The 21,731-nt window shown below is 45.5% G+C and carries 13 protein-coding genes; 7 read left to right on the forward strand and 6 right to left on the reverse strand.

From position 1 onward, the window contains the following. Window positions 1-36: 36 nt before the first annotated feature. The gene (locus tag A0256_22920) at window positions 37-747 is read right to left on the reverse strand and encodes a DNA-binding response regulator (protein ID AMR34096.1); all 711 of its coding nucleotides are present in this window, start codon (window positions 745-747) and stop codon (window positions 37-39) included. Between the two features lie 157 nt (window positions 748-904). Between A0256_22920 and A0256_22925 the strand changes: the two genes are divergently transcribed. Both A0256_22925 and A0256_22930 read left to right on the forward strand, forming a co-directional pair. Beyond that, window positions 905-1,975, forward strand: coding sequence for a hypothetical protein (locus tag A0256_22925; GenBank protein ID AMR34097.1), 1,071 nt, complete (start codon window positions 905-907; stop codon window positions 1,973-1,975). A 189-nt stretch (window positions 1,976-2,164) separates the two neighbouring features. Further along, entirely contained in the window at window positions 2,165-3,367 is a 1,203-nt protein-coding gene (locus A0256_22930; protein ID AMR34098.1) for a hypothetical protein, read from the forward strand. Window positions 3,368-3,600: 233 nt separating this feature from the next. Here the strand turns inward: A0256_22930 and A0256_22935 are convergent, their stop codons facing one another. From A0256_22935 to A0256_22950, 4 genes are all read right to left on the reverse strand, one after another. Beyond that, the gene (locus A0256_22935; protein ID AMR34099.1) at window positions 3,601-6,075 is read right to left on the reverse strand and encodes a glutaminase; all 2,475 of its coding nucleotides are present in this window, start codon (window positions 6,073-6,075) and stop codon (window positions 3,601-3,603) included. A 327-nt stretch (window positions 6,076-6,402) separates the two neighbouring features. Then, entirely contained in the window at window positions 6,403-7,737 is a 1,335-nt protein-coding gene (locus A0256_22940) for a glycosyl hydrolase (GenBank protein AMR34100.1), read from the reverse strand. Between the two features lie 36 nt (window positions 7,738-7,773). Beyond that, complete coding sequence (locus A0256_22945) at window positions 7,774-9,018, reverse strand: hypothetical protein (protein AMR34656.1); 1,245 nt, start codon at window positions 9,016-9,018, stop codon at window positions 7,774-7,776. A 398-nt stretch (window positions 9,019-9,416) separates the two neighbouring features. After that, window positions 9,417-10,934, reverse strand: coding sequence for a glycosyl hydrolase family 32 (locus A0256_22950; GenBank protein ID AMR34101.1), 1,518 nt, complete (start codon window positions 10,932-10,934; stop codon window positions 9,417-9,419). Window positions 10,935-11,076: 142 nt separating this feature from the next. Here A0256_22950 and A0256_22955 point away from each other — a divergent pair, with 142 nt between their 5' ends. Next, the gene (locus tag A0256_22955; protein ID AMR34102.1) at window positions 11,077-12,405 is read left to right on the forward strand and encodes a sigma-54-dependent Fis family transcriptional regulator; all 1,329 of its coding nucleotides are present in this window, start codon (window positions 11,077-11,079) and stop codon (window positions 12,403-12,405) included. 146 nt (window positions 12,406-12,551) lie between these two features. Here A0256_22955 and A0256_22960 read toward each other — a convergent pair whose 3' ends face one another. Continuing rightward, complete coding sequence (locus A0256_22960; protein AMR34103.1) at window positions 12,552-15,116, reverse strand: aminopeptidase; 2,565 nt, start codon at window positions 15,114-15,116, stop codon at window positions 12,552-12,554. A 161-nt stretch (window positions 15,117-15,277) separates the two neighbouring features. On the opposite strand from A0256_22960, the gene A0256_22965 reads away from it, so the two are divergent. From A0256_22965 to A0256_22980, 4 genes are all read left to right on the forward strand, one after another. After that, window positions 15,278-15,457 carry a hypothetical protein gene (locus A0256_22965; GenBank protein AMR34104.1) on the forward strand — a complete coding sequence of 60 codons (180 nt, stop codon included), beginning with the start codon at window positions 15,278-15,280 and terminating at the stop codon, window positions 15,455-15,457. A 16-nt stretch (window positions 15,458-15,473) separates the two neighbouring features. Next, a complete protein-coding gene (locus A0256_22970; protein ID AMR34657.1) occupies window positions 15,474-17,444 on the forward strand; it encodes a potassium transporter Kup in 1,971 nt (656 codons plus the stop codon). 519 nt (window positions 17,445-17,963) lie between these two features. Next, entirely contained in the window at window positions 17,964-19,682 is a 1,719-nt protein-coding gene (locus tag A0256_22975; GenBank protein AMR34105.1) for a potassium-transporting ATPase subunit KdpA, read from the forward strand. An 8-nt stretch (window positions 19,683-19,690) separates the two neighbouring features. Then, window positions 19,691-21,724 carry a potassium transporter KtrB gene (locus A0256_22980; protein ID AMR34106.1) on the forward strand — a complete coding sequence of 678 codons (2,034 nt, stop codon included), beginning with the start codon at window positions 19,691-19,693 and terminating at the stop codon, window positions 21,722-21,724. The last annotated feature ends 7 nt before the right edge of the window (window positions 21,725-21,731 follow it).

The following is a 21,731-nucleotide window of genomic DNA, read 5'->3' on the forward strand; positions in this document are numbered from 1 at the left end:
CCTATGTGTAGACGAAGCCCCTTCTGGCCGGCAATTTTAAAAAGCCTTGCCCGTCATCCGGCTTATCACATCTCTATAGTTATCTGTATAAGGCACCTCCACATCCTGTAATTTAATGCGGCCCTTACGTACCGATTGTACATAACCCAGGTTAACTATATAGGATTTATGCGTTCGGAAAAATTGGTCCGGAGGCAGTTGTTCCTCCAGTGCTTTGATCGTAATACGGGATAGCAGGGGCTTATCTGTACCTTTCCGGTGAAGTTTTACATAATCCTTCAAACCTTCAATATAGGTGATCTCACCGTGATTGATTCTTACCAGGTTATAATCAGCATAAACAAAAAGATGATCTCGGGTCTTAGGGACACCGAAGGTCGGTAGCTGGTTTTGCGTATCAAATAAGTGCAGTGCCTTATTACATGCTTTTAGAAAACGCTCAACCGGGACAGGCTTTAGCAAGTAGTCTACCACGTCCAGTTCAAACCCATCTACCGCAAACTCATTATAGGCGGTAATAAAAATGATCAATGGTTTGTGCGCAAGGCTTTTTACCAGTTGCAGCCCGGTAATTCCCGGCATCTGAATATCGCAAAAGATCAGGTCGATTTGTTCGGTTTGTAACACCTGGAGCGCCTGGGCGGCCGAGCGGCAGCTTGCCACCAGCTGCAGGCGTTCAACCTGTTTAATATTATCTGCTAAAAGCTCCAGCGCCAGGGGTTCATCATCAACTATTATACACCGCATATTTGCCGCGCAACCATTAGGGGATTGCCAGCTCAAAGAAACACCATGTTAGGGCATTATTATTTTTTTTAACATTATTTAACGCGTTTGGTCTCGTCAATTAGGGCATTGGTCGACTGTTTTTGCGCATCATTGTATTTTAAACCTTATTTGTTTTATGAGTAAGCGAACCTATCGTTCCTGGTTTTACAATTTGACGCCGCTATTGATTTGGCTGTTACTACAGCTATTTATACTTGTGAGTTTCCCGGGCAACATTCCCGGCAGCCTTCGCTACCGCATACTTATGCATATGGTAACCTCCAATACCTTATTGCTCGGGCTGTTTTACGCGCATACCTATTTACTTTACCCATTGCTGAAAAATCGGCGATGGCTGGCTTATTTGCCGCTGTTACTGGCTTTATTAGCTGGCTACTTGCTTTGCTGGTGGCTCATGAGAGACTTTAAACCGCACCCGCAGGGTTTCACGTTGCCAAACGGGGGCACTTTGCCCGGTACAACACCTCCTCCTTTCAGAGAAGGTCCAGCATTATTTTTCCCGGTATTTCCGCCTTTTATAGCGTTGCTTAGTAGTTTTTGCTTTCGGATTATTTTGGATAACCAGGCACGATTGCACGCTGCAAAAGAAAGAGAAACAGTCCATTTGAGAACCGAGCTAAATTTCCTTCGTTCGCAAATTAACCCGCATTTTTTGTTCAACGTGTTAAATAATCTTACAGCCCTTGCCCGGAGACGATCTGACAAGGTGGAAACGGCTATCGTTAATCTGTCGCAGTTAATGCGCTATATGCTTTATGAAAGTGACGATAACCTGGTGCCGCTGGATAAAGAACTGGCCTATTTGAATAGCTATATCCAACTGCAATTGTTACGTTTTGGCGATGAAGTAACCGTAAAAGTGAATTTTGAAGATGACTATAAAGACTTTTCTATAGGACCCATGCTATTGATATCGCTGGTGGAGAACGCGTTTAAACATGGCACCGACACCAGCGGCGAAACCACCATTTATATCAGCCTTAAAAAGATTCAGGATTCTAACACGTTTTCATTCAGTGTAATTAATGATGTAGTGCATTACACAAGAGCAACAGAAGAACAAACCGGTATCGGACTTAAAAATTTAAAAAGAAGGCTGGATATATTGTATCCCGGTCTTCATAACTTAATTATTGATAACAATGGAAAAGTATTTTCCTCGGAATTAAATATCGAGTTGGCATAGCAGGCATATTGACACAGCCTTACATTGTCAGCAGAATAACAAAATAAGCCTTAGTTTACCCGTAAACCAGCAGATCTAAGCTTTGCAGATTTATTCGCCTTAAATAATTGTAAATTGCGTAAAAACGCTGCAACTGTTTGGTAAAACGCTGAAATAATAGCTCCAATCGCAATTGACTGAATTTATATAATGGAAAAACGCTATTTATATCTACTGAGTAAATCCATTATTGCTGGCGCGTTTTTACTTGGCTTTACCTCAGCGGTAAATGCGCAGACAGCATCGGTTGGTAAGTATAAAACGGTTACTGATTCACTGGATCTTCATACCGGTTACTCCGAGGCCCAATTAATGAGATTAGCATCAGCCGCACCGATGTTATCGGAGATGCAACTGGAAGATGTTGCCACCCAAAAAAGTCTGCAGCTAACGATCAGTAAAGCTAAAGACAGAAAGGCGTTGATGCAGCGCCTCCGCAATATAGAGTTTAGGGAGGATGCCGCTACCAATCATGCAAAACGAAAGTTCTTTTTTAACCTGGGTAATACCTTCGCCCGTTTAAGGCTTTACTCCCTTGCCATGAAATGCTACTTTAAAACGCTGCAGTACAAAGCCGCAGATACAACGGGCAATGATCAAGCCACTCTTACGCGGATAGATTCTTTAAATGTAACGGACAGGCTTGTAGCTGATACCACTTTACTCGATCCAAAATACCTGGGCTTTAATATAAAAGATGATTCCCTCCTTAACGAACCCGGCGGAACATTTGCAACCCCTCCTGTAAAAGAGATCAGAAGCCCAAAGATCACTTACACCTATATTTCCGAGGCTTTTAAAGATGGCAAGAAGGCTGTAGCATACGCTATGCTGATGCATGTAAAGCAGCCGGTTGCGGGAAAACGCAAGGTGTACCGATACACCGATTCGGGCCATTCATTTATCACGCTGATTAAGTATAACAGCGACTCTACTTATATCTCCGTTTCCTTTGGATTCTATCCCGATAAGAATCATCTGCTGGCTGGCACGCCGCTGTTCCCTTCATCCCCCTCTGTGTTTAGGGATGATGCCCGCCATAACTGGGATGAAGTTGCAGGCAAGTTTATCTCGAAAAGGCGCTTTGAAAGGATCATTGCGCTCACCAAAAAATACGACGGCGTGAAATATAACCTCAATTCAAAAAACTGTACAGATTTTAGCCTGGATGCGGCCTTCCTTGCAGATGTTACTGTTGGTGAAACTACGGGCAAATGGCCGCTGGGGCATGGCAACAATCCCGGTATCACCGGCCTGAGCATCCTCAACGGCAAAGTATTTGACGGTGGGCGGAGACCTAAAAACGATCTATTCGTCAGCCACGATCTATCCATCACTACAATAGATAAATAAGATCTGCTATTGGATACCAGTTATCTTCTTAAAGTGCCCATATTTTAGGCTGTTCGGGCTTGCGCTACTCTGAAATTTGAGAAGCGAACAAATACTGACGGCCAACCGGTCAGATTTGCTAAATTCATTAAAGTCTGTAGAAGCTCATTGCTCAATTAAAAAGGGCCGCAAAATTTTAGACTTTGCGGCCCCTGCGGCAGCCCTTTATTCCGTTTTAAAAATTCAAAATTGATCTATTTTTTGGTAGCAGGTTTCAAACTTCTATCGTACAGCACTTTCATAAAATATCCACCTACCACACTCCTCGCCTGGAAGCCAACCATTTTCCCGTCTTTAGTTTCGTGCCAATCGCTTAGCGGAACTCTTGATGAGGTTTCTGATGCATATTTATAAACCGGTTCTACCAGTTCTTTAAAATCTTTGGCATTGCTGGTCATGGTTGCCGTCCACAGGATCCAGTCGGATTTGGTGTAAGTTTTGCGGCTATCCAACGGCAGGCCAAATTTGTTTTGATGATCCAGGTAATACTTTATCTCCGTATCGTAAACGCGCTGCGGAAAAAGATCAAGCTTTAAAACTTTATCCCAAACCATGTTATATTTCTGGCTCCAGGTATCCTTATTATCAAAAACCAGCGAGTAATGATTGCCCGCGTTGGCTTTATCCATCCATTTAATGGTAAGGTCCTTAGCCAGTTTGCCGTATTTAGCCGCCACTGCAGTCTGGCCCATCATGCCAGCCATTTTTGCATAAGCACCAATGGCCACAATGGCTTTTACGGAGAGATTGGTGTTATGCGCCAGGTGACCGGCAAAATCATCGGTGCAAAGTTGATTCTCCGGATCAAAGCCTGCCTTAGCCAGGTAGTTGGTCCAGGTGGTTAAGGTTTTCCAATGCTTTTTGGCGTATGCAGGGCTGTTCTCAACCGAAGTAATAGCCCCTGCCAGTACAATCATGTTGCCGCATTCTTCCACCGGCATATCTTCGCCATAGGTTTGCCCATTGGCCAGCGGGTAAGTGCCCAGGTCATGCGCTGCAAACGGTTTGGCCCATTTACCGCTTTCGCTGTAGTAGAAAATACCGTTCAGCATCCCCTTCATCAATTCGGGATTGTACAATAAGTATAGTGGCGCAGAAGGATAAGTTACATCCACCGTGTTGATAGATCCATTGCTGAAATTCTCTTTCGATAAAAACAGCAGCTCGCCCTGCGGACTTTTAACCACCTGATGAGCGGCAATACTTTGCCGGTAAGCCATTACGCATAGTTTTGCATACTCCTCACCCCCGGCAGCCACAGCATCGCCATAAACCTGTGCATCCGTTTTTTTGCATAGATTGATAACGGTCAGGTAGTTCCTGTTTGCTTTTGCCAACTCGGCATCCATACTTGCGCCGGGCTGATTGCGCCACCAGGGCTTTAAATTGGTTTTAAAATACTGTACGGAGTACAGATCGTCATAACCAAGCATCATATATTTTGTAACCGGCTTCGTATCCACACTGCCAAGCAAAAAAACAGTATTCAGCATCAGCCTTTTCCCGTTGGTGATCGCATTACCTTTCATGTTACTTTTATAAAATGAGGCGATGGCATTGTCTTCGGTAGTGGTGTATTGTGTGGAGCCGCTGGCTGCCGCATAAAGATAACCCCAATCTATCCGGATATTATCCCCGCTTTTTTTCAAAACCGGTTGCTCCACGGTGCCGGCCTTTAAAATTTGCATTCCGCCTTTTTGGTAGGCCGATACTTTAACTGCCTGCGCAGGCTGATTTACCGCCAGGTTTGATGAAACGCCCTGGTAAAGGCTCACATTGTGTTTTTCACCATCATTCGCCCTTACACTGTAGGTTATGTAGGATACAGGCGAAGTGAGCACCGCCAGATTATTGAGCACCAATGGCGATGTAAACCTCACCGCCAGATCGGCATCACCACACCTGAACTGGTAGGTGGTTTGCGTTGCGGTAACCTTAACCGATAACTGTTTAGCTACTTTGATCTTGTCATCGGTGGTATTTACCAACTCTTCTACAATGCCGGCATCTATCCAGGTGCCGCCACCTGTATTATTGCAATGGATAGCCATTAGGTTGTCTCCAACAACCAGGTTAGAGCGGATCTCATCCGATAGCGGATACAGGTCATAATCGCCATTGGCACCCGCTTTTTTAAAGAGGCTTTTCCCGTTCAGGAAAACTTCGGCGGCATCATCATGAAAAAGTTTGAGCAGCAATTTTCCTGACGGAATTTGTTTCAGGTTGAATTTACGCCTTATCCAAACGTCTTTCCCTATCCATTTGGTACCCGCTTTGCTGCGGTCATCACCAAACGGGGTTAAGCCTGCTTTCCAGGCTGCATCATTAAAGCCCGTCTTTTCCCAGCCGTCGGCTACCGTACCCTCCGTTTGGTATTTAACCTTTGCGGCGGTTTCATCCCCGGTGGCCACAATGGTTTTGTATTGCGGGGACGACTCGCCCATGAAGCGGTAAAACTTATCGTCGACTTTCAATATCCCTATCATCGACTGCTCTTTACCGGTCCAATGCCGGGTAACCGATTCATTAAGCTTGTCAGAATTACTCCAGATGCTGAAATAAGCGTTGTGTGTGATAAGCGGGTATGCCGGCAATTTATCCTGCGACCAGCCTTGCGCCGAGCTTAGGCCCAGCACAAAAATGCCAAGCGTTTTAAATATGTTTTTCATTCAGAAGTTTTAGGCGGACAGATTTACAAATGAATCTATTCCCGTTTTGTTTATCGTTTTAGCTTTTCTGCTTCACCGATGGATCACCTGCAAACTTGTAAATTTTTTGGGGGATAATCATGTAAAATTTTTGTACCTAAAAGAAAAAAAGTCACCGATTCCGGTGACTTGATAAAATTTAGCGCTATCGTTTTTTCTTAGGTTTCATTCAATTTCTTCAGCTCGAAAAGAAGTCGCATGTCAAAATAGAGGCATCATGGCCACAACTTAAGCAATTGCTGCTGCCTTTATTTAGTATGGTAAATCGGCATCAGCGCGCTGGGGTAATTAAAACCCGCTATCATCTAAAGCAAATTTATTCTTCCGCCCTTTCCATTGACCTTTGGTAAAGTCGGGAAACTGTTGCACAGCATTTCCTTCTTTCAGTGATTTGGTAGAAAGCGGGGTGATCACACTCATCGTAACCGAATCATAAACATCAATTGGTGTCTGCCGCTTTTGCTTTACCGATTCGATAAAGGCATTAAACACAAACCAATCCATACCGCCGTGGCCTGCGCCACTGGCTTCTTTCTCATATTTTTTCCACAGCGGGTGGTCGTATTTAGCAAACCATTCCTGTGCCGGATCCCATGCATCGTCGTTTTTTGACTGATGATCGATGTAAACGCTTTTGGCAACATCCATCCACAAGCCTTTTGTTCCCTGCACCCTAAAGCCCAGAGAGTAGGGTCTTGGCAAATGTGTATCATGGCTCAATAGCACGGTTTCACCATTTGCGCAATTGATCATGGTTTGGATCACGTCGCCATTTTTATAATTGATCTTAGCGCCAGGGTTGCCCGGAGCTTTTTCTTCCACATAAGCCGCCAAGCCGCGCGCTTTAGAACTGAATGACGACATGGACGTGAAACGGTTGCCCCGGTTAATATCCAAATACTGCATGCAGGGGCCAGAACCATGGCTTGGGTAAATATCGCCATCCACATCTATATTGAATTGGGTACGCCATTGCGCTTCGCTGGTAGCATCCGGCCCGAATGTTACCCCATCTTTGCCGTTGAACAACACATCCCGCAGGTTGTGCTGATACCCACCCTCTACGTGCACCAATTCGCCAAACAAACCCTGGCGCGACATATTCAATGCGGCCATTACATCGCGGCGGTAGCAAACATTCTCCAGCGTCATGTAGGGCATACCGGTTTTTTCTGAGGTGTTTACAATATCCCAATGATCCTCAACCGTTAAGCCTGCTACTACTTCGCAGCCAACATATTTGCCGGCTTTCATTGCATCAATAGCCTGCGGATGGTGGAACTGCCATGGTGTCGCAATGATCACTGCATCAATATCCTTTCGTTCCAGCAGCTTTTTGTATGCATCAATTCCGCCTGTATATTCTTTAGCCGCAGGCCTGCCTTTTTGCGCGATGAATTCCCGGCAGCGTTTCAGGGAGCTTTCCTGCGTATCACATATGGCTACAACTTCTATATCCTCCCTCAGGCAACCTTCGGAGATATGGCTCATGCCGCGGGCACCAACGCCAATATAACCCAGTCTAACTTTGGTAGCCGACGCTGCAAACAAACTACCCGAGGGCAGAATAGTTAAACCTGCCGCGGCAATTGCGCCGTTTTTTATAAAATCTCTTCTTTCCATATCAATGCGTTTTTAATATTGAGGTTTCGTAATTTATTATTCCGTTGGCAATGAACTAATATCAATCACGGGCTTTATGCCCGTTGCCGGCCTGGTAAAAGAGGTGTTCAATGGTACAAATCCGTCAAAAAAACCGCAGTTTTTCAGAAAGAACTTACCGTTCTGCATGCCGCCCGCGTAATCTTTTCGGTATTTGGCTTTCGCAGTGGCATCTCCGGTATAGGTTACCCCGGTAAGTTGCTCCCAGCTACCTTTGCTATCAGTCACACACTGGTTGCCATAATAAGCCATACGTGTAATATTTCCTTCTTCAGGCTCAAAGTTCTCCAGAAAAGAATACAAACTGGTTAAGTAAGTAGCCTTTTGCGGGCGCCTAAAACTCGCTATGAGATACCATCTATTGGCAGTTATATCTTTAAAATAAGCAGTATAGGTGGTGGTTCTATGAGTTGAATCCGGCTCGGCGCCCAATAAAAAAGCATAAGTTTTACCGGCCTGCCACATCAGTTGTTTATAGCTTTGCCCGCCCGAGCCTTCGTTACCGAACTCACCGCCGTGTACACCAGCACCCTTCTTCAGCAGTTTGATCTTCATGCTATCGGGTATGGCCTTAGGATCTTCGGTATTGAAAGGGCTCCAAACCGAGAACAGCACACGGCGTTCGGTTTTGCTGTTTACCTGCATGCCAAAATAGCCTTCACCAAAACCATCGGCCATAAAATAAGAGCCAACCAAATCATTACCCACCGGCACGGTGATCTCGTTATAAAACCAGCGCACATCCGTTTTAACATCCGCAGGAATATGATAACGCAAATGCACCGACGGCCCCCTCCTGCCAAAATGGAATGAACTGCCCTGCTTTACGAACTCGATATCGTTATCCGGTTTGGTGTAATTGATAATGAGGTCGGTAATCTCCGCATATACTTTACCTGTTTTGCTGATGCCCTTTATAGCAACCTCAACATGACCAGGCTTGATGATATCCACCTGGCTAATAGCGATCGTATCGTACTCTGAATTAGTAATTTGCCTGGTAAATACGCTTTTGCCAATGGTAACGCTGAGGGTACTTTTCCCTGATGGCACACGCAGCCGGAGCGAAAGATTGAGCTGCTGCGGCACAGATACCCTAAAATACACCTTGGCGGTAGACTTTGGACTGGTCCATTTTGTTAAGCCGGTGTCTGTGATTGCTGCCGGAGCATTTACCCAGGCATTGCCACCAAATGGCACTACGGCCTTAAAAGACTGGGCCAGGCATACAGTTTGCAGCATCAGCAAGCAAATCAACAGCAAGAAAATAAGGTTAAGCTTATTTACGGTAATCTGATGAGGTGTACCAGCATTTGATCCACCCAAATTACTACGGGAAACAGCTATGCCATTTCCGGTTTGCACATGATGCAATTGAACATCTTCCTTATCTGCATTTTGCCAATAACTTGCCGCTATATCACTAGCCAAATCCATCATTCTGCTAATTTGTTGGTTTTGATGCCCACAAAGTAGGAAAAATGACTTTAATGACTGCGAAAAAATACTACGCAAACGTTTGTTCATTTTTTATCTATTGAGCATTTAACAGATACTACAAAAGACTAATGCCGCTAAGGCAAATGCAAACGTTTGTACTGACAACTAGCGGGCCATCCGCTTATGTATTAATTTAAAGATCATAGCGATGATTTTACTGCCGCATATTTTATCTTTTTAATCTTAACAGGCCCTTTGGTTGTGATGTGCAACAAATTCAGCGGCTCTTTCGGGAAGAAAATATCAGTCAATACCGATAAACCACCATCTGCAAAAACCTCTGCCGAAGCTGCATCAACCAACAACTTTATGGATAAGCTTTCCCCCCCAGCTATGCGTGGCGCTATCGTTTTACGGGCAAAACTTTTCTCAAAACTCAAATCGCCAGCTTTGGTACGGTCGGTGTAATAGGTGTTACTGGCTTTATCATAGCCTATTATTACCTCATCTCCACTAGCATTGGTTAAATGCAATGCAATATCTTCCCTGACAGGTAGTTCCAGGTCTACCATATATTTGCCGCCAAAAGTGCTTACAGATTTAGAAAGATCGAGCTTGCCATTTACTGTTTGCTCCGGCAGTGTGCCCGCAGATGAAGTAATAGCGGCAAGCTCCTTTACCGGCATGGCAACTAAATAGGCCTGGCCATTTACATCCCGCAACTTTAGTTCACGAGGTATCGTATTGGCGCTGCGCCAGTTTTGAGTAGGCACTACATTGGCATATTGCCAGTTACTCATCCACCCTATAAATACCTTGCGGCTGCCGGTGTTAGAGAAAGTAACCCCTGCATAGTTATCGGCCCCGTAATCTATCCAACGCGTAGTAACATTATCCGGTGTAAAGGTTTTACCATCGAAGCTACCGGTAAAGTATTGTGTTGCCGAACCGCCGCTTGGCCCGCCGGGATTGATGCTGACCAGCAATACCCATTTTTGTTTACCGTTATCATCCAAACTAAACAGGTCGGGGCATTCCCAAACGCCGCCGTGTGCACCCAATGTGGCGCCAAAATCGCTTTCCTTGGTCCATTTTTTTAAATCGGGAGATGAGTAAAAAGTTATCCTGTCCTTAGTGGCCAGCGTCATCACCCACTTTTTCCCGGCTTGGTACCATTGTACTTTCGGGTCGCGAAAATCAGGAATGCCGGGATTGGGCAGTACCGGGTTTCCATGGTACTTGGTCCATGTTTTACCTTCATCGGTACTATAGGCAATTCCCTGGTACTGGTGTCGGCCAGTTTTAGCATCTTCTAATTTTTGGTTGTGATAGGTGAAAATGGCTACCATCGCATTTTTGCCAAAACCGGCGGTGTTATCCTTATCGATAACCGCACTGCCCGAAAATATTGTCCCCAGGCTATCAGGGTAAAGCGCAATAGGCTGTTCGGTCCAGTGCATCAGGTCAGGACTGGTGGCGTGCCCCCAATGCATCGGCCCCCAGGTGGTGCCGCCCGGATGGTATTGAAAAAAGAGATGATAAGTACCATTAAGGAAAACCATACCGTTAGGATCGTTCATCCAGTGCGCCTTTGGCGAAAAGTGAAATTGAGGGCGGTATTTTTCAGTTGCGAATGACTGCATCGTTTTCTGGGCGCTGCAATAGGAGGCGGCAAGTACACCGAGGCTGATCACAGTTGCTTTTATATAGTTGCTCATGTTATGGCGGGTTTAAAATCAACACCTAAGGTCACAAATGTAAACGCATATTCATAATTCTTTAGTGAGGAATTATCGTTTAACAAATAAAATATTAACCAACCACCACCCAACGTATATTTGCACCCGTAATTTAGCCGCTATGCAATCCACCATCCTCATTATCGACGACGAAAAGAAACTCAACGACCTGCTGTCGCGCATCATCAGTCTGGAAGGTTTCCGGGTAGTGCAGGCCTATAATGGCAAGGACGGTTTAAAATTGCTAGAGCAGGAAGATGTGCTGGTTGTACTAAGTGATGTAAAACTGCCCGATGCCAATGGGGTGGAACTGGTTAAAACCATCAAAACCAAGAAGCCTTATGTGGAGGTAATAAATCTTACGGCGTACGGCACCATCAATGATGGCGTGCAATCCATCAAGAACGGCGCTTTTAATTATATTGTTAAGGGCGATGATAACGACAAGATCATCCCGCTGCTTAACCAGGCAGTAGAGAAAGCCCGGTTACATCAAAGCATTTTCAATGCCGAAAAAAAGGTAAGCAGCAAGCACAGTTTTGCACAGATCATCGGGCAATCAAAAGCGATAGTGGAAGCTGTAAATCTGGCCCGCAAGGTTGCCGCTACCGATACCACCGTTTTGCTTTTGGGCGATACCGGCACAGGTAAGGAAGTTTTCGCATCTGCTATCCATTATGAGAGCCAGCGCCGTTTAATGCCCTTTGTGGCTATTAACTGTAGCAGCTTTAGCGGTGAGTTATTGGAAAGTGAGCTATTTGGCTACAAAGCGGGTGCATTTACCGGGGCCACTAAAGACAAGAAAGGTTTGTTTGAAGAGGCGCACCATGGCAGCATATTTTTAGATGAGATAGGCGAAATGAGCCTGGAGCTACAGGCTAAGTTGTTGCGTGTGCTGGAAAGCAAAACTTTCATTAAACTCGGCGATACACAAACCACCAAGGTAAATATCCGCATTATGGCGGCCACCAACCGCGATCTGCAAAAAGAAGCCGATGAGGGCAAGTTCCGGCTCGATCTCTATTACCGCCTTTCGGTGTTCACCATCGCGCTGCCATCATTAAATGAGCGAACGGATGATATCGGCCTGCTGGCCAAATATTACCTTAAACAGTTTAATGATAAAGCCGGCCGTAACGTAAAAATGCCCGACGACTTTTTAACCCTATTAAAAAGCCACCAGTGGAAAGGTAATATCCGGGAATTGAAAAATGTAATGGAACGGGCTGTGATCCTTTCTGATGATACCCTGACCGCCGCTTCCCTTCCTCCGCAATTCAGCGCGCAAACCATTCAGAGCAACAACAATTCACTGGATCTGCAAAGCATTGAAAAACATCATATTATAAAGGTATTGGCTTACACCCGGGGAAACAAAACCGAAGCTGCACGCCTGCTTGGAATAGGCCTGACAACACTGTACAGGAAATTAGATGAGTACGCCCTGTAACATGATGCATATTTAACTGCAAAGCACTCCAAGATTTGCAGGTCTTTAGCGCAAAAATTCACAATGCAGCTTAGCGTTTTACCTTGCTAAAAAATCTTTTTATACAATTTAACCGCTGTGTGTACTGTCGCTATCTCAAACCATAATTACGGCTGAGGCACCAGATTTTGCGCCCGCATTAAATTATCTGTGGCTTGCAAAATCTTAGCCTTCAGCCTGGGGTTATATGCAGGATGGTTATTTAAAAAGACTTGCACATCATCAGCCGCCTCTTTGCTTTGATAACTGCCAAAAATGGCGCCCAGCCACGATTGCGGGAAAAATATATCCCCAGTTTGCTGAATTTCCCCCAACAACTGCAGGCTTTGGGGCAGATACTTTACCGAAGTTGATTGCCTCAACGGATGATTTAAGTAGGCCAGCGCAGCTCCAACCCAGGCTTCTTTTGCGCGGTTCTTACGCCCGGATAAACCTTTGAAAAAAGCATCGCGCTCCGCAGCTTCGGGAGATAATGCCGGGGCTAAAAACTGCAGTCTTATTTTTCGGTCCGCATTGGTAATGCGCTCTTCCTGCTGCTTTAGAGTTTCGCGGGGAGAATCACCTCTAAGGGCCAGCGATAGCGCAATGCCGGTGTAATCATCCTCGTTAAGCTTTATACCTTCCGGCGGTTGCTGATCCTGCCAGATCCGGTGCATTTTCGCCACAGCATCCTTACTTGTAAAAACAGACTGGTATGTACGGAACAAGATCTTTTTATTATTAACCGCAGTTTGTTTCTGCAATGCATCCCAAACCGATGTTTCGAGCGCCAAACTCAAACCCTGGCGAACCTGCTGGGATAAAAATTCCCAGTAAATAGTACTGATGTATCCATTAATTAATCTCAGGTTCATTTCGTTGGTTTCGGCCGTCAGGCCGTCGGTAAACATACTAAGCAACTCCACGGGTTGATAAGATCTGCCGGCCAGCATATTTTCATAAGCAGAAATGTAAGCCGCTGCGCGTTGCAAGGGGCTTTTAAGGTTGTATAGTTTAATGCTTTTATCAGATGGAAATAAGCCATAACCCATTCCATCAGAGTTGAACAGCATGTATAAGGGTCTATCCATCCCAATAGCTGCTTTCAAACTAATCTGCTGTGCATTCATATCTACCGGGATAGTTTTAATGCCAGAGGGATAAAATAAAGTAATACTGAATGCCTGGGGCCAGATACGTTGCGTACCACTTTCGGGATGTTGCGAAATAACCAAACTTCTAATTTTAGAGCCATTGTAAGCAATGCTGTAATCAAACACCGGCCTGCCCGGTTCGTTCACCCACACTTTGTTCCATCTGTATAAATCGGCCGTAGTGTGCTTGCTCAGGATAGCGATCAGATCGGTCCATGTGGCATTGCCGTAGGCATATTTTTTCAGGTATTGTCTGATTCCCATTTGGAAGTTTTCCTGCCCCATCAATTGCTCCAGTTGCCTCATCATAATGGGTGCTTTGTTGTAAATAATATCGCCATAAAGCGAGCCTGCTTCCTGCAGGTTATCCAGCGGCTGGCGAATGGGGTTGGCACCTGCAGTCCGGTCGACGTTATAAGCCGCAGGATAATGATCCTGCAAAAACTTGAGGTTGAAAGTTTCTTCCCCCATCATTTTTTGGGTAACCTTATCTGCCATAAAGTTGGCAAACACCTCTTTCATCCATACATCGTTAAACCATTGCATGGTTACCAGGTCGCCAAACCACATATGTGCCGTTTCGTGCGAGATGAGGTTTGCCCGGCTGATGAACTGATCTTTGGTTGCTCCATCATCCAAAAACAAGGCTGAAGCTTTGTACTGCACTTCACCGGGATGTTCCATACCGCCAAACTGAAAATCGGGAATGGCCACAAAACCTACTTTTTGAAAAGGATAGGCAATGCCCGTCCACTCTTGTAAAAAGCTGATAGCATTTTGATGCGCAATAAAAACCGAATCGAGACTAAGTTCGATCTTCTTCTGATCTGTTTCGCGGTATAGGAACTCCGCTGACCTTGCATTTAATTGCTGGCTTGCATAGGTGTATTTACCAGCTGTAAAAGAAAACAGGTAGGTAGGCAGCTTATCCGAATTGGCAAACTCATACACCGTTTTATCCCCTTCTATTTTACTGCCTTTTTGCTGGCCGTTGGCCATAACCTGCCAGCCGGTGGGTACCGATAAAGTGAGTAAAAATCTTGCCTTCAAGTCGGGTTGATCGAAGCAGGGGAAGGTATTGCGCGCATGATCCGGCACAAACAGGCAGTACATATAGTCGTCATTCCGGTTGAGGGATTCGCTGCCTGCAATAAAGCGAATCGCTATCTTATTGACACCCGTACGCAGGGATTTGGGATCAATAATAAGATGCTCCTTTTGCAGCTCCACCGTAACAGCTTTGCCATTAACCGCTAGTGCCTGCACATTGATTGCCGCTTGCTTAAAATCTATTTGTAGGGGCTGCCCTATTGCCGATAGATTAAACTCAATGACTTCCGATGCTGTAACGGCATCAGCTTTCTTGGCAGGAATAGCAAAGTTTAAGGTGTATTGGATATCGCTGATCACCTGGTGCCGGTAGGTTGCCAATTGCAGCGCCACGCCGGTTTCAACGGGCAATGTTTTTGGAGATGGCTGCGCTTTAATTGCAAGGCAGACGATGCAAAACACAAAAGATATTTTAGTCTTCAAATTCATTTGAGGTAGCAGGTAAGATCAAAACACGAACTCCGGACAGCTCAAGACTATGCCCGGAGCATAGACGGGGATAAGATATAAATTTTTAGTGCCGCCCGGATGGGTTTCCAAAATAAATCGATTTAAATTAACTATGCCCAATTGAAAAATAGCACCCCAAAATGGAAATCCAGTCAAAATGGAAGTATTGGCAAAAGATCGTTACAACTCATTTTCCACTCCAAAATGAAAATCACCACACCAAAATGGCATGGTTCATTTTATTGCCATCAAAAAAAAAAATTACAAAACACTCATTTATAATTAGATATAAAGAAAGCAGGCTGTTGGCACATGGTTAGTTGGGCGGCTGACAGCATGACTTTACATTTAAAGAAATTATCAGCAGCCGGGATGCTGGTAACCCTCGGAATAATTTTTGGCGATATCGGTACCTCGCCCTTGTATGTTTTTCAAACCTTATTGATAGAAGGAGGTAAAGTTGACGAGAGCCTGGTACTTGGCGCTATCTCCTGTATCTTCTGGACCTTAACCCTTCAAACAACCTTTAAATACATTTTTATAACCCTGCAGGCAGATAACAAGGGCGAGGGCGGCATCTTTTCGCTTTATGCCTTGGTGAGGCGATACGGCAAATGGCTGGCCATCCCCGCAATTATAGGGGCGGGCACTTTACTGGCCGATGGGATCATTACTCCTCCTATCTCCGTAACGTCTGCCATAGAAGGCCTTAACCTGGTACCAGCCTTTGCCGAACACATTGTGCCTGGCAATAACCTGGTACTGTTTATTGTTATCGGCATTATGTTGCTGCTTTTCTTCATTCAGCAGTTTGGCACAAAGGTGGTAGGATCGGCATTTGGCCCGGTGATGCTGCTTTGGTTTTTAATGTTGGCCGTGTTGGGTGGCATCCAACTTACACACTATCCACAAATCATCAAAGCTTTAAATCCTTATTACGGTGCAAAATTACTAATGGATCACCCGAGCGGATTTTGGCTCCTGGGCGCTGTATTTTTATGTACTACGGGTGCCGAAGCCTTGTATTCAGATTTGGGGCATTGCGGCCGCAAGAATATCCAGGTTACTTGGATCTATGTAAAAACGGCTTTAATGCTCAACTACCTTGGGCAGGGAGCCTGGGTTTTAACCCGGCCTGCGGGGATGAACTTTAAGGGAGTTAATCCTTTTTTTGAGATCGTACCACACTTTTTCCTGCTGCCCAGCATCGCCCTGGCAACCCTGGCTACTATTATTGCCAGCCAGGCACTCATCAGCGGATCGTTCACCCTCATCAGCGAGGCCATCAGCATGAATTTCTGGCCTAAGATCACGGTCAAATATCCGTCAAACATCCGCGGACAGATCTACATCCCCAGCATCAACTGGATCCTGTGTATCGGTTGTATTGCCGTATCGCTTTACTTCCGTACTTCTGCCGCCATGACAGCTGCTTATGGCTTTTCTATCACCATCGCCATGCTCAGCACCACCATTTTAATGTATTACTTTATGCGCTATGTAAAGCACTGGCCGCTGTGGCTGGTTACCATTATATTGTGTGTATTTTTAACGGTAGAGTTTTCCTTCTTCGTTGCAAATGCGGTAAAGATCCTCAAACGGTTATTCTTCCTGGTGTTTGAATTCGGGCTGATATTTACCATGTACATCTGGTTCAGGGCGCGAAAGATCAATAACCGTTTCCTGCATTTTATTGATCTTAAGGACCAGATCCCCTTGCTAACCGCTCTAAGTAATGATCAGGGTGTATCTAAATTTGCCACGCACCTTATTTACCTCACCAAGGCCAATAACAGTAAGCAGATTGAACAAAAGATCATGTATTCTATCCTGAGCCGCAAGCCTAAAAGAGCCGATGTTTACTGGTTTATACACATAGAACGCACCGACGAACCTTTTACCATGGAATACACGGTAGATGAGGTGGCAAATGATAAGGTAATCAGGGTGGAATTCCGGCTTGGCTTCCGCATCCAGCCGCGCATCAACGTGCTGTTTAGAAAAGTAGTAGAAGATATGGTAAAACGGCAGGAGATCAACATCACCAGCCGGTACGAATCGTTGAACCAGTACAACCTGGCGGCAGACTTTCAGTTTGTGATCATGGAGAAATTCCTATCGTACAATAACGAGTTCAGCGTACGCGAAGGCTTCATCCTCAACAGCTATTTCGCCATCAAAAAACTGGCCCAAACCGAGGCGAAGGCCTTTGGCCTGGATACCAGCGAAACCCGGATTGAGAAGATCCCAATGGTGGTTAATCCATTAGGGAACATCAACCTGCGCAGGGTGGACTTAACCAACTAAACAACTAACGTGTATTCAACCGCAAAGTTAACGGGGTTTTCGCAGAGCTACGCAGAATTGTATGACTGTTTAAATTAATAAAAAATTAAATTACCGGGCACTGTGTGTCTCTGCGTTTTTAACCTCCGCAACCTCTGCCGGTAAAAACAAGTTTTAACTATACGGCTATACCCCCTTCTCCACTTTGATAACCAACCCTTCCAAAACGGAAGGGTTTTTTGTTATCAAATATTTTCAAAAACGAAAAAAATATAATTAACTTATTATAAATCAAATACTTAATGTAGATACTGCAGAAAGCGGCATTGCTATTGGCATAGGCGTATCAAATATATATAGCATGATTACTATTATTCTCTTACTTACCCTGCTGCTGATCAGTTGGGTAATTTTTAAATCCATCGACTGGTTCGAAAAAATCTAATCATCATGATCGCATTATTCATCATCTCTATCGCAGTTTTCTTATACATGGTATATGTACTGCTTAAACCCGAAAATTTTTAACCTAAAAACACAATGAACACAGAACTATTAGGAATCGCAGTCTCCTTTGTGCTGATGCTGGTTATCGGCATCCCACTGGGCAAGTACCTGGCAAAAATGTTTGCCGGCGAAAAAGTCTGGACCGATTTTATGAAACCGCTGGAGAACGGCATCTATAAACTATCGGGCATCAACCCTAATGAGCCAATGGACTGGAAACAGTTCCTGAAAGCCATGATGTGCATCAACATCCTGTGGCTGGTATACGGCTTTTTTGTTTTGATGTACCAGGACAAGCTTCCCCTCAATCCAGACGGCAACCCGGGCATGACCGCTGATTTGTCATTTAATACCATCATCAGTTTTGTAGTGAACTGTAATCTGCAGCACTACAGCGGCGAAAGCGGCGTAAGCTATCTGGTGCAGCATTTTATTATCATGTTCCTGCAGTTTGTGAGTGCTGCCACCGGGATAGCCTGCGCAGTAGCTTTCTTTAAGGCCTTCCGCGATAAAACAACCAATAACCTGGGCAACTTTTGGAATTATTTTGTAAAAGCCATCACCCGTTTGTTATTGCCACTGTCTATCGTAGTTGCACTTATCTTAACTTTCAATGGCACACCGAGCAGCTATGCGGGTAAAGACCAGTTCATTTCGCTACAGGGCGATACGGTACACGTATCACGTGGACCAGCTGCACAAATGATCGCTATCAAACACTTAGGCACCAATGGCGGTGGCTGGTTTGGCGCCAACTCTGCACATCCGTTGGAAAATCCTAACTACTTAACCAATATCACCGAGATCGTTTCGCAAATGATCATTCCTATCGCAATGGTGCTTTGCTTTGGTTACTTTATCGGTCGCAAAAAACTGGGCTGGATTATATTTGGTGTCATGATGATCGGCGCATTGATGCTCCTCATCCCCAGTATCAGCAGCGAAACGGGCGGCAGCTCTGCAATCGCGAAAATGGGTATAGCCCAGCCAACCGGCGCGATGGAAGGCAAGGAGGTACGCATTGGCCCAACCGCTACCGCATACTGGAGCACCTTTACCACTATCGTATCAACAGGATCTGTTAACGGCATGCACGACAGCACCATGGCTCTTACCGGTTTATGGCAATTGCTGGGTATGATGATCAACGGGTTCTTTGGTGGCTGCGGTGTAGGTGTATTGAATTACTTTATTTACCTCATCATCGCCGTGTTCATATCCGGACTGATGGTGGGCCGGACCCCGGAATTCTTAGGCCACAAAGTAGAGGCAAGGGAAGTGAAGATAGCTGCATTGATCACCTTGCTGAGTCCTTTCCTTATTATGGCAGGTACAGCTATAGCGGCATTTGTTTTCACCAACCATGGCAATGCCGACTGGGCAGTTAAACCATCGGCTTGGCTAAATAACCCAAGCTATCACGGTTTCAGCGAAATGCTGTACGAGATGACTTCATCCAATGCCAACAACGGTTCGGGCTTTGAAGGCCTGGGCGATAACAATATTTTCTGGAACGTAAGTACCGGCATCCTGATGATACTCGGCAGGTTCCTGCCAATTATTGGTCCGGTGGCTATAGCCGGCTTACTTGCTCAAAAGAAATATATCCCCGAATCTGCCGGTACCTTGAAAACTGATACCGTAACCTTCGGCTTGATGACCTTCGCTGTAATACTTGTTTTAAACGCATTATCCTACTTCCCTGCCCTGGCCCTTGGCCCTATTGCAGAGTTCTTTTCAATGCCTAAGTAATCTATATCATGACAACTAAATCAAATAAATTGTTCGAACCGGCCCTGGTGCAAACTGCACTGAAAGAGTCGTTCATTAAGTTGAATCCTAAAATAATGATGCGCAACCCGGTAATGTTTACCGTGGAAGTGGGTACCGTTATTATGGCCTACATGTGTGTATACAGCCTCCTGCACACCGGTCAGGGTTCATTTGCGTACAACCTCATCATTTTTATTGTGCTGTTCCTGACCTTGCTATTTGCCAACTTTGCTGAAGCAATAGCGGAAGCACGCGGTAAAGCGCAGGCCGACAGCCTGCGCAAAACGCGGGAGGAAACACCTGCTAATGTATTAATGCCTGATGGCAGCATTGTTAGCAAATCATCTAACGAGTTAAGAAAAGGCGATGTTTTTGTATGCGAAAGCGGCGACACCATCCCAACCGATGGTGAGATCATAGAAGGTCTGGCTACGATAGATGAATCGGCCATTACCGGCGAATCCGCCCCGGTTATCCGCGAAGCCGGCGGTGACAAATCCTCCGTAACAGGTGGCACCAAAGTATTGTCGGACAAGATCAAGGTAATGGTATCAACCGAACCGGGCGAAAGTTTCCTGGATAAGATGATCGCCCTGGTAGAAGGTGCATCGCGCCAGAAAACGCCAAACGAGATCGCATTGACCATCCTGCTGGCCAGTTTTACCCTGATCTTTATCATCGTATGTGTTACGCTGAAACCCTTTGCAGATTACGCCAATACGCCTATTACCATAGCCGCATTGATCTCTTTATTCGTTTGTTTGATCCCTACCACTATCGGTGGCCTTTTATCGGCCATCGGTATTGCGGGGATGGACAGGGCGCTGCGTGCCAACGTTATTACCAAATCTGGTAAAGCGGTAGAAACTGCAGGTGATATCGACGTATTGCTACTTGATAAAACAGGTACCATTACTATTGGTAACCGTAAAGCTACCCAGTTTTGGCCTGCACCCGGGGTACTGCCAGAGGAACTGGTGAAAGCGGCTGTATTATCGTCATTAGCTGATGAAACGCCCGAAGGAAAATCTATTGTAGAGCTGGCTGGCCAAAGTAACATGAGCATCCCGCTCACCGCTCCGGAAGGTGCTGAGTTTATCAAATTTACTGCCGAAACCCGCTCCAGCGGTATCAATACCAAAGATGGTTTACGCATTCGTAAAGGTGCCTTTGATTCCATCCGTAATATGTCTGTTGCTGCGGGTAACCAGTTCTCGGCTGATGTGGAAGAACGTGTAAAGGCCATTGCCAGCAATGGTGGTACACCACTGGTAGTTTCCCAAAACGAAAAGGTTTTGGGTACGATAGAGCTGCAGGACATCATTAAGCCAGGCATTGCAGAGCGTTTTGAACGCCTGCGCAAAATGGGGATCAAAACGGTAATGGTTACCGGTGATAACCCTTTAACCGCCAAGTTTATTGCTGAAAAGGCTGGCGTGGACGATTTTATTGCCGAGGCCAAGCCGGAAGATAAAATGAACTACATTAAGCAGGAACAAGCCAGCGGCCGTTTAGTGGCCATGATGGGCGATGGTACCAATGATGCCCCTGCCCTGGCGCAGGCCGATGTAGGTGTAGCCATGAATAGCGGCACGCAAGCCGCCAAGGAAGCCGGTAACATGGTGGATCTGGATAACGACCCAACCAAGCTGATAGAGATCGTGGAGATTGGCAAGCAATTGCTGATCACCCGTGGTACACTCACTACCTTCTCCATCGCCAATGACGTAGCCAAATACTTTGCTATTGTTCCGGCCTTGTTTATCGCCTCTATCCCGGCTTTGCAGGCCATTAATATTATGCGGCTGCACAGCCCGGAAAGTGCCATACTTTCTGCTGTGATCTTCAACGCCATTATCATCCCGATGCTGATACCTTTAGCCCTTAAAGGTGTGGAATACAAACCTATTGGTGCCAGTGCCTTGCTTCGCCGTAACCTGCTGATCTACGGCTTAGGTGGCGTAATCGCACCATTTATCGGCATCAAATTAATCGACTTAGTTATCTCCCTGTTCTTCTAATTAATTA

It is taken from the genome of Mucilaginibacter sp. PAMC 26640 (assembly GCA_001596135.1).
Taxonomy (GTDB): domain Bacteria; phylum Bacteroidota; class Bacteroidia; order Sphingobacteriales; family Sphingobacteriaceae; genus Mucilaginibacter.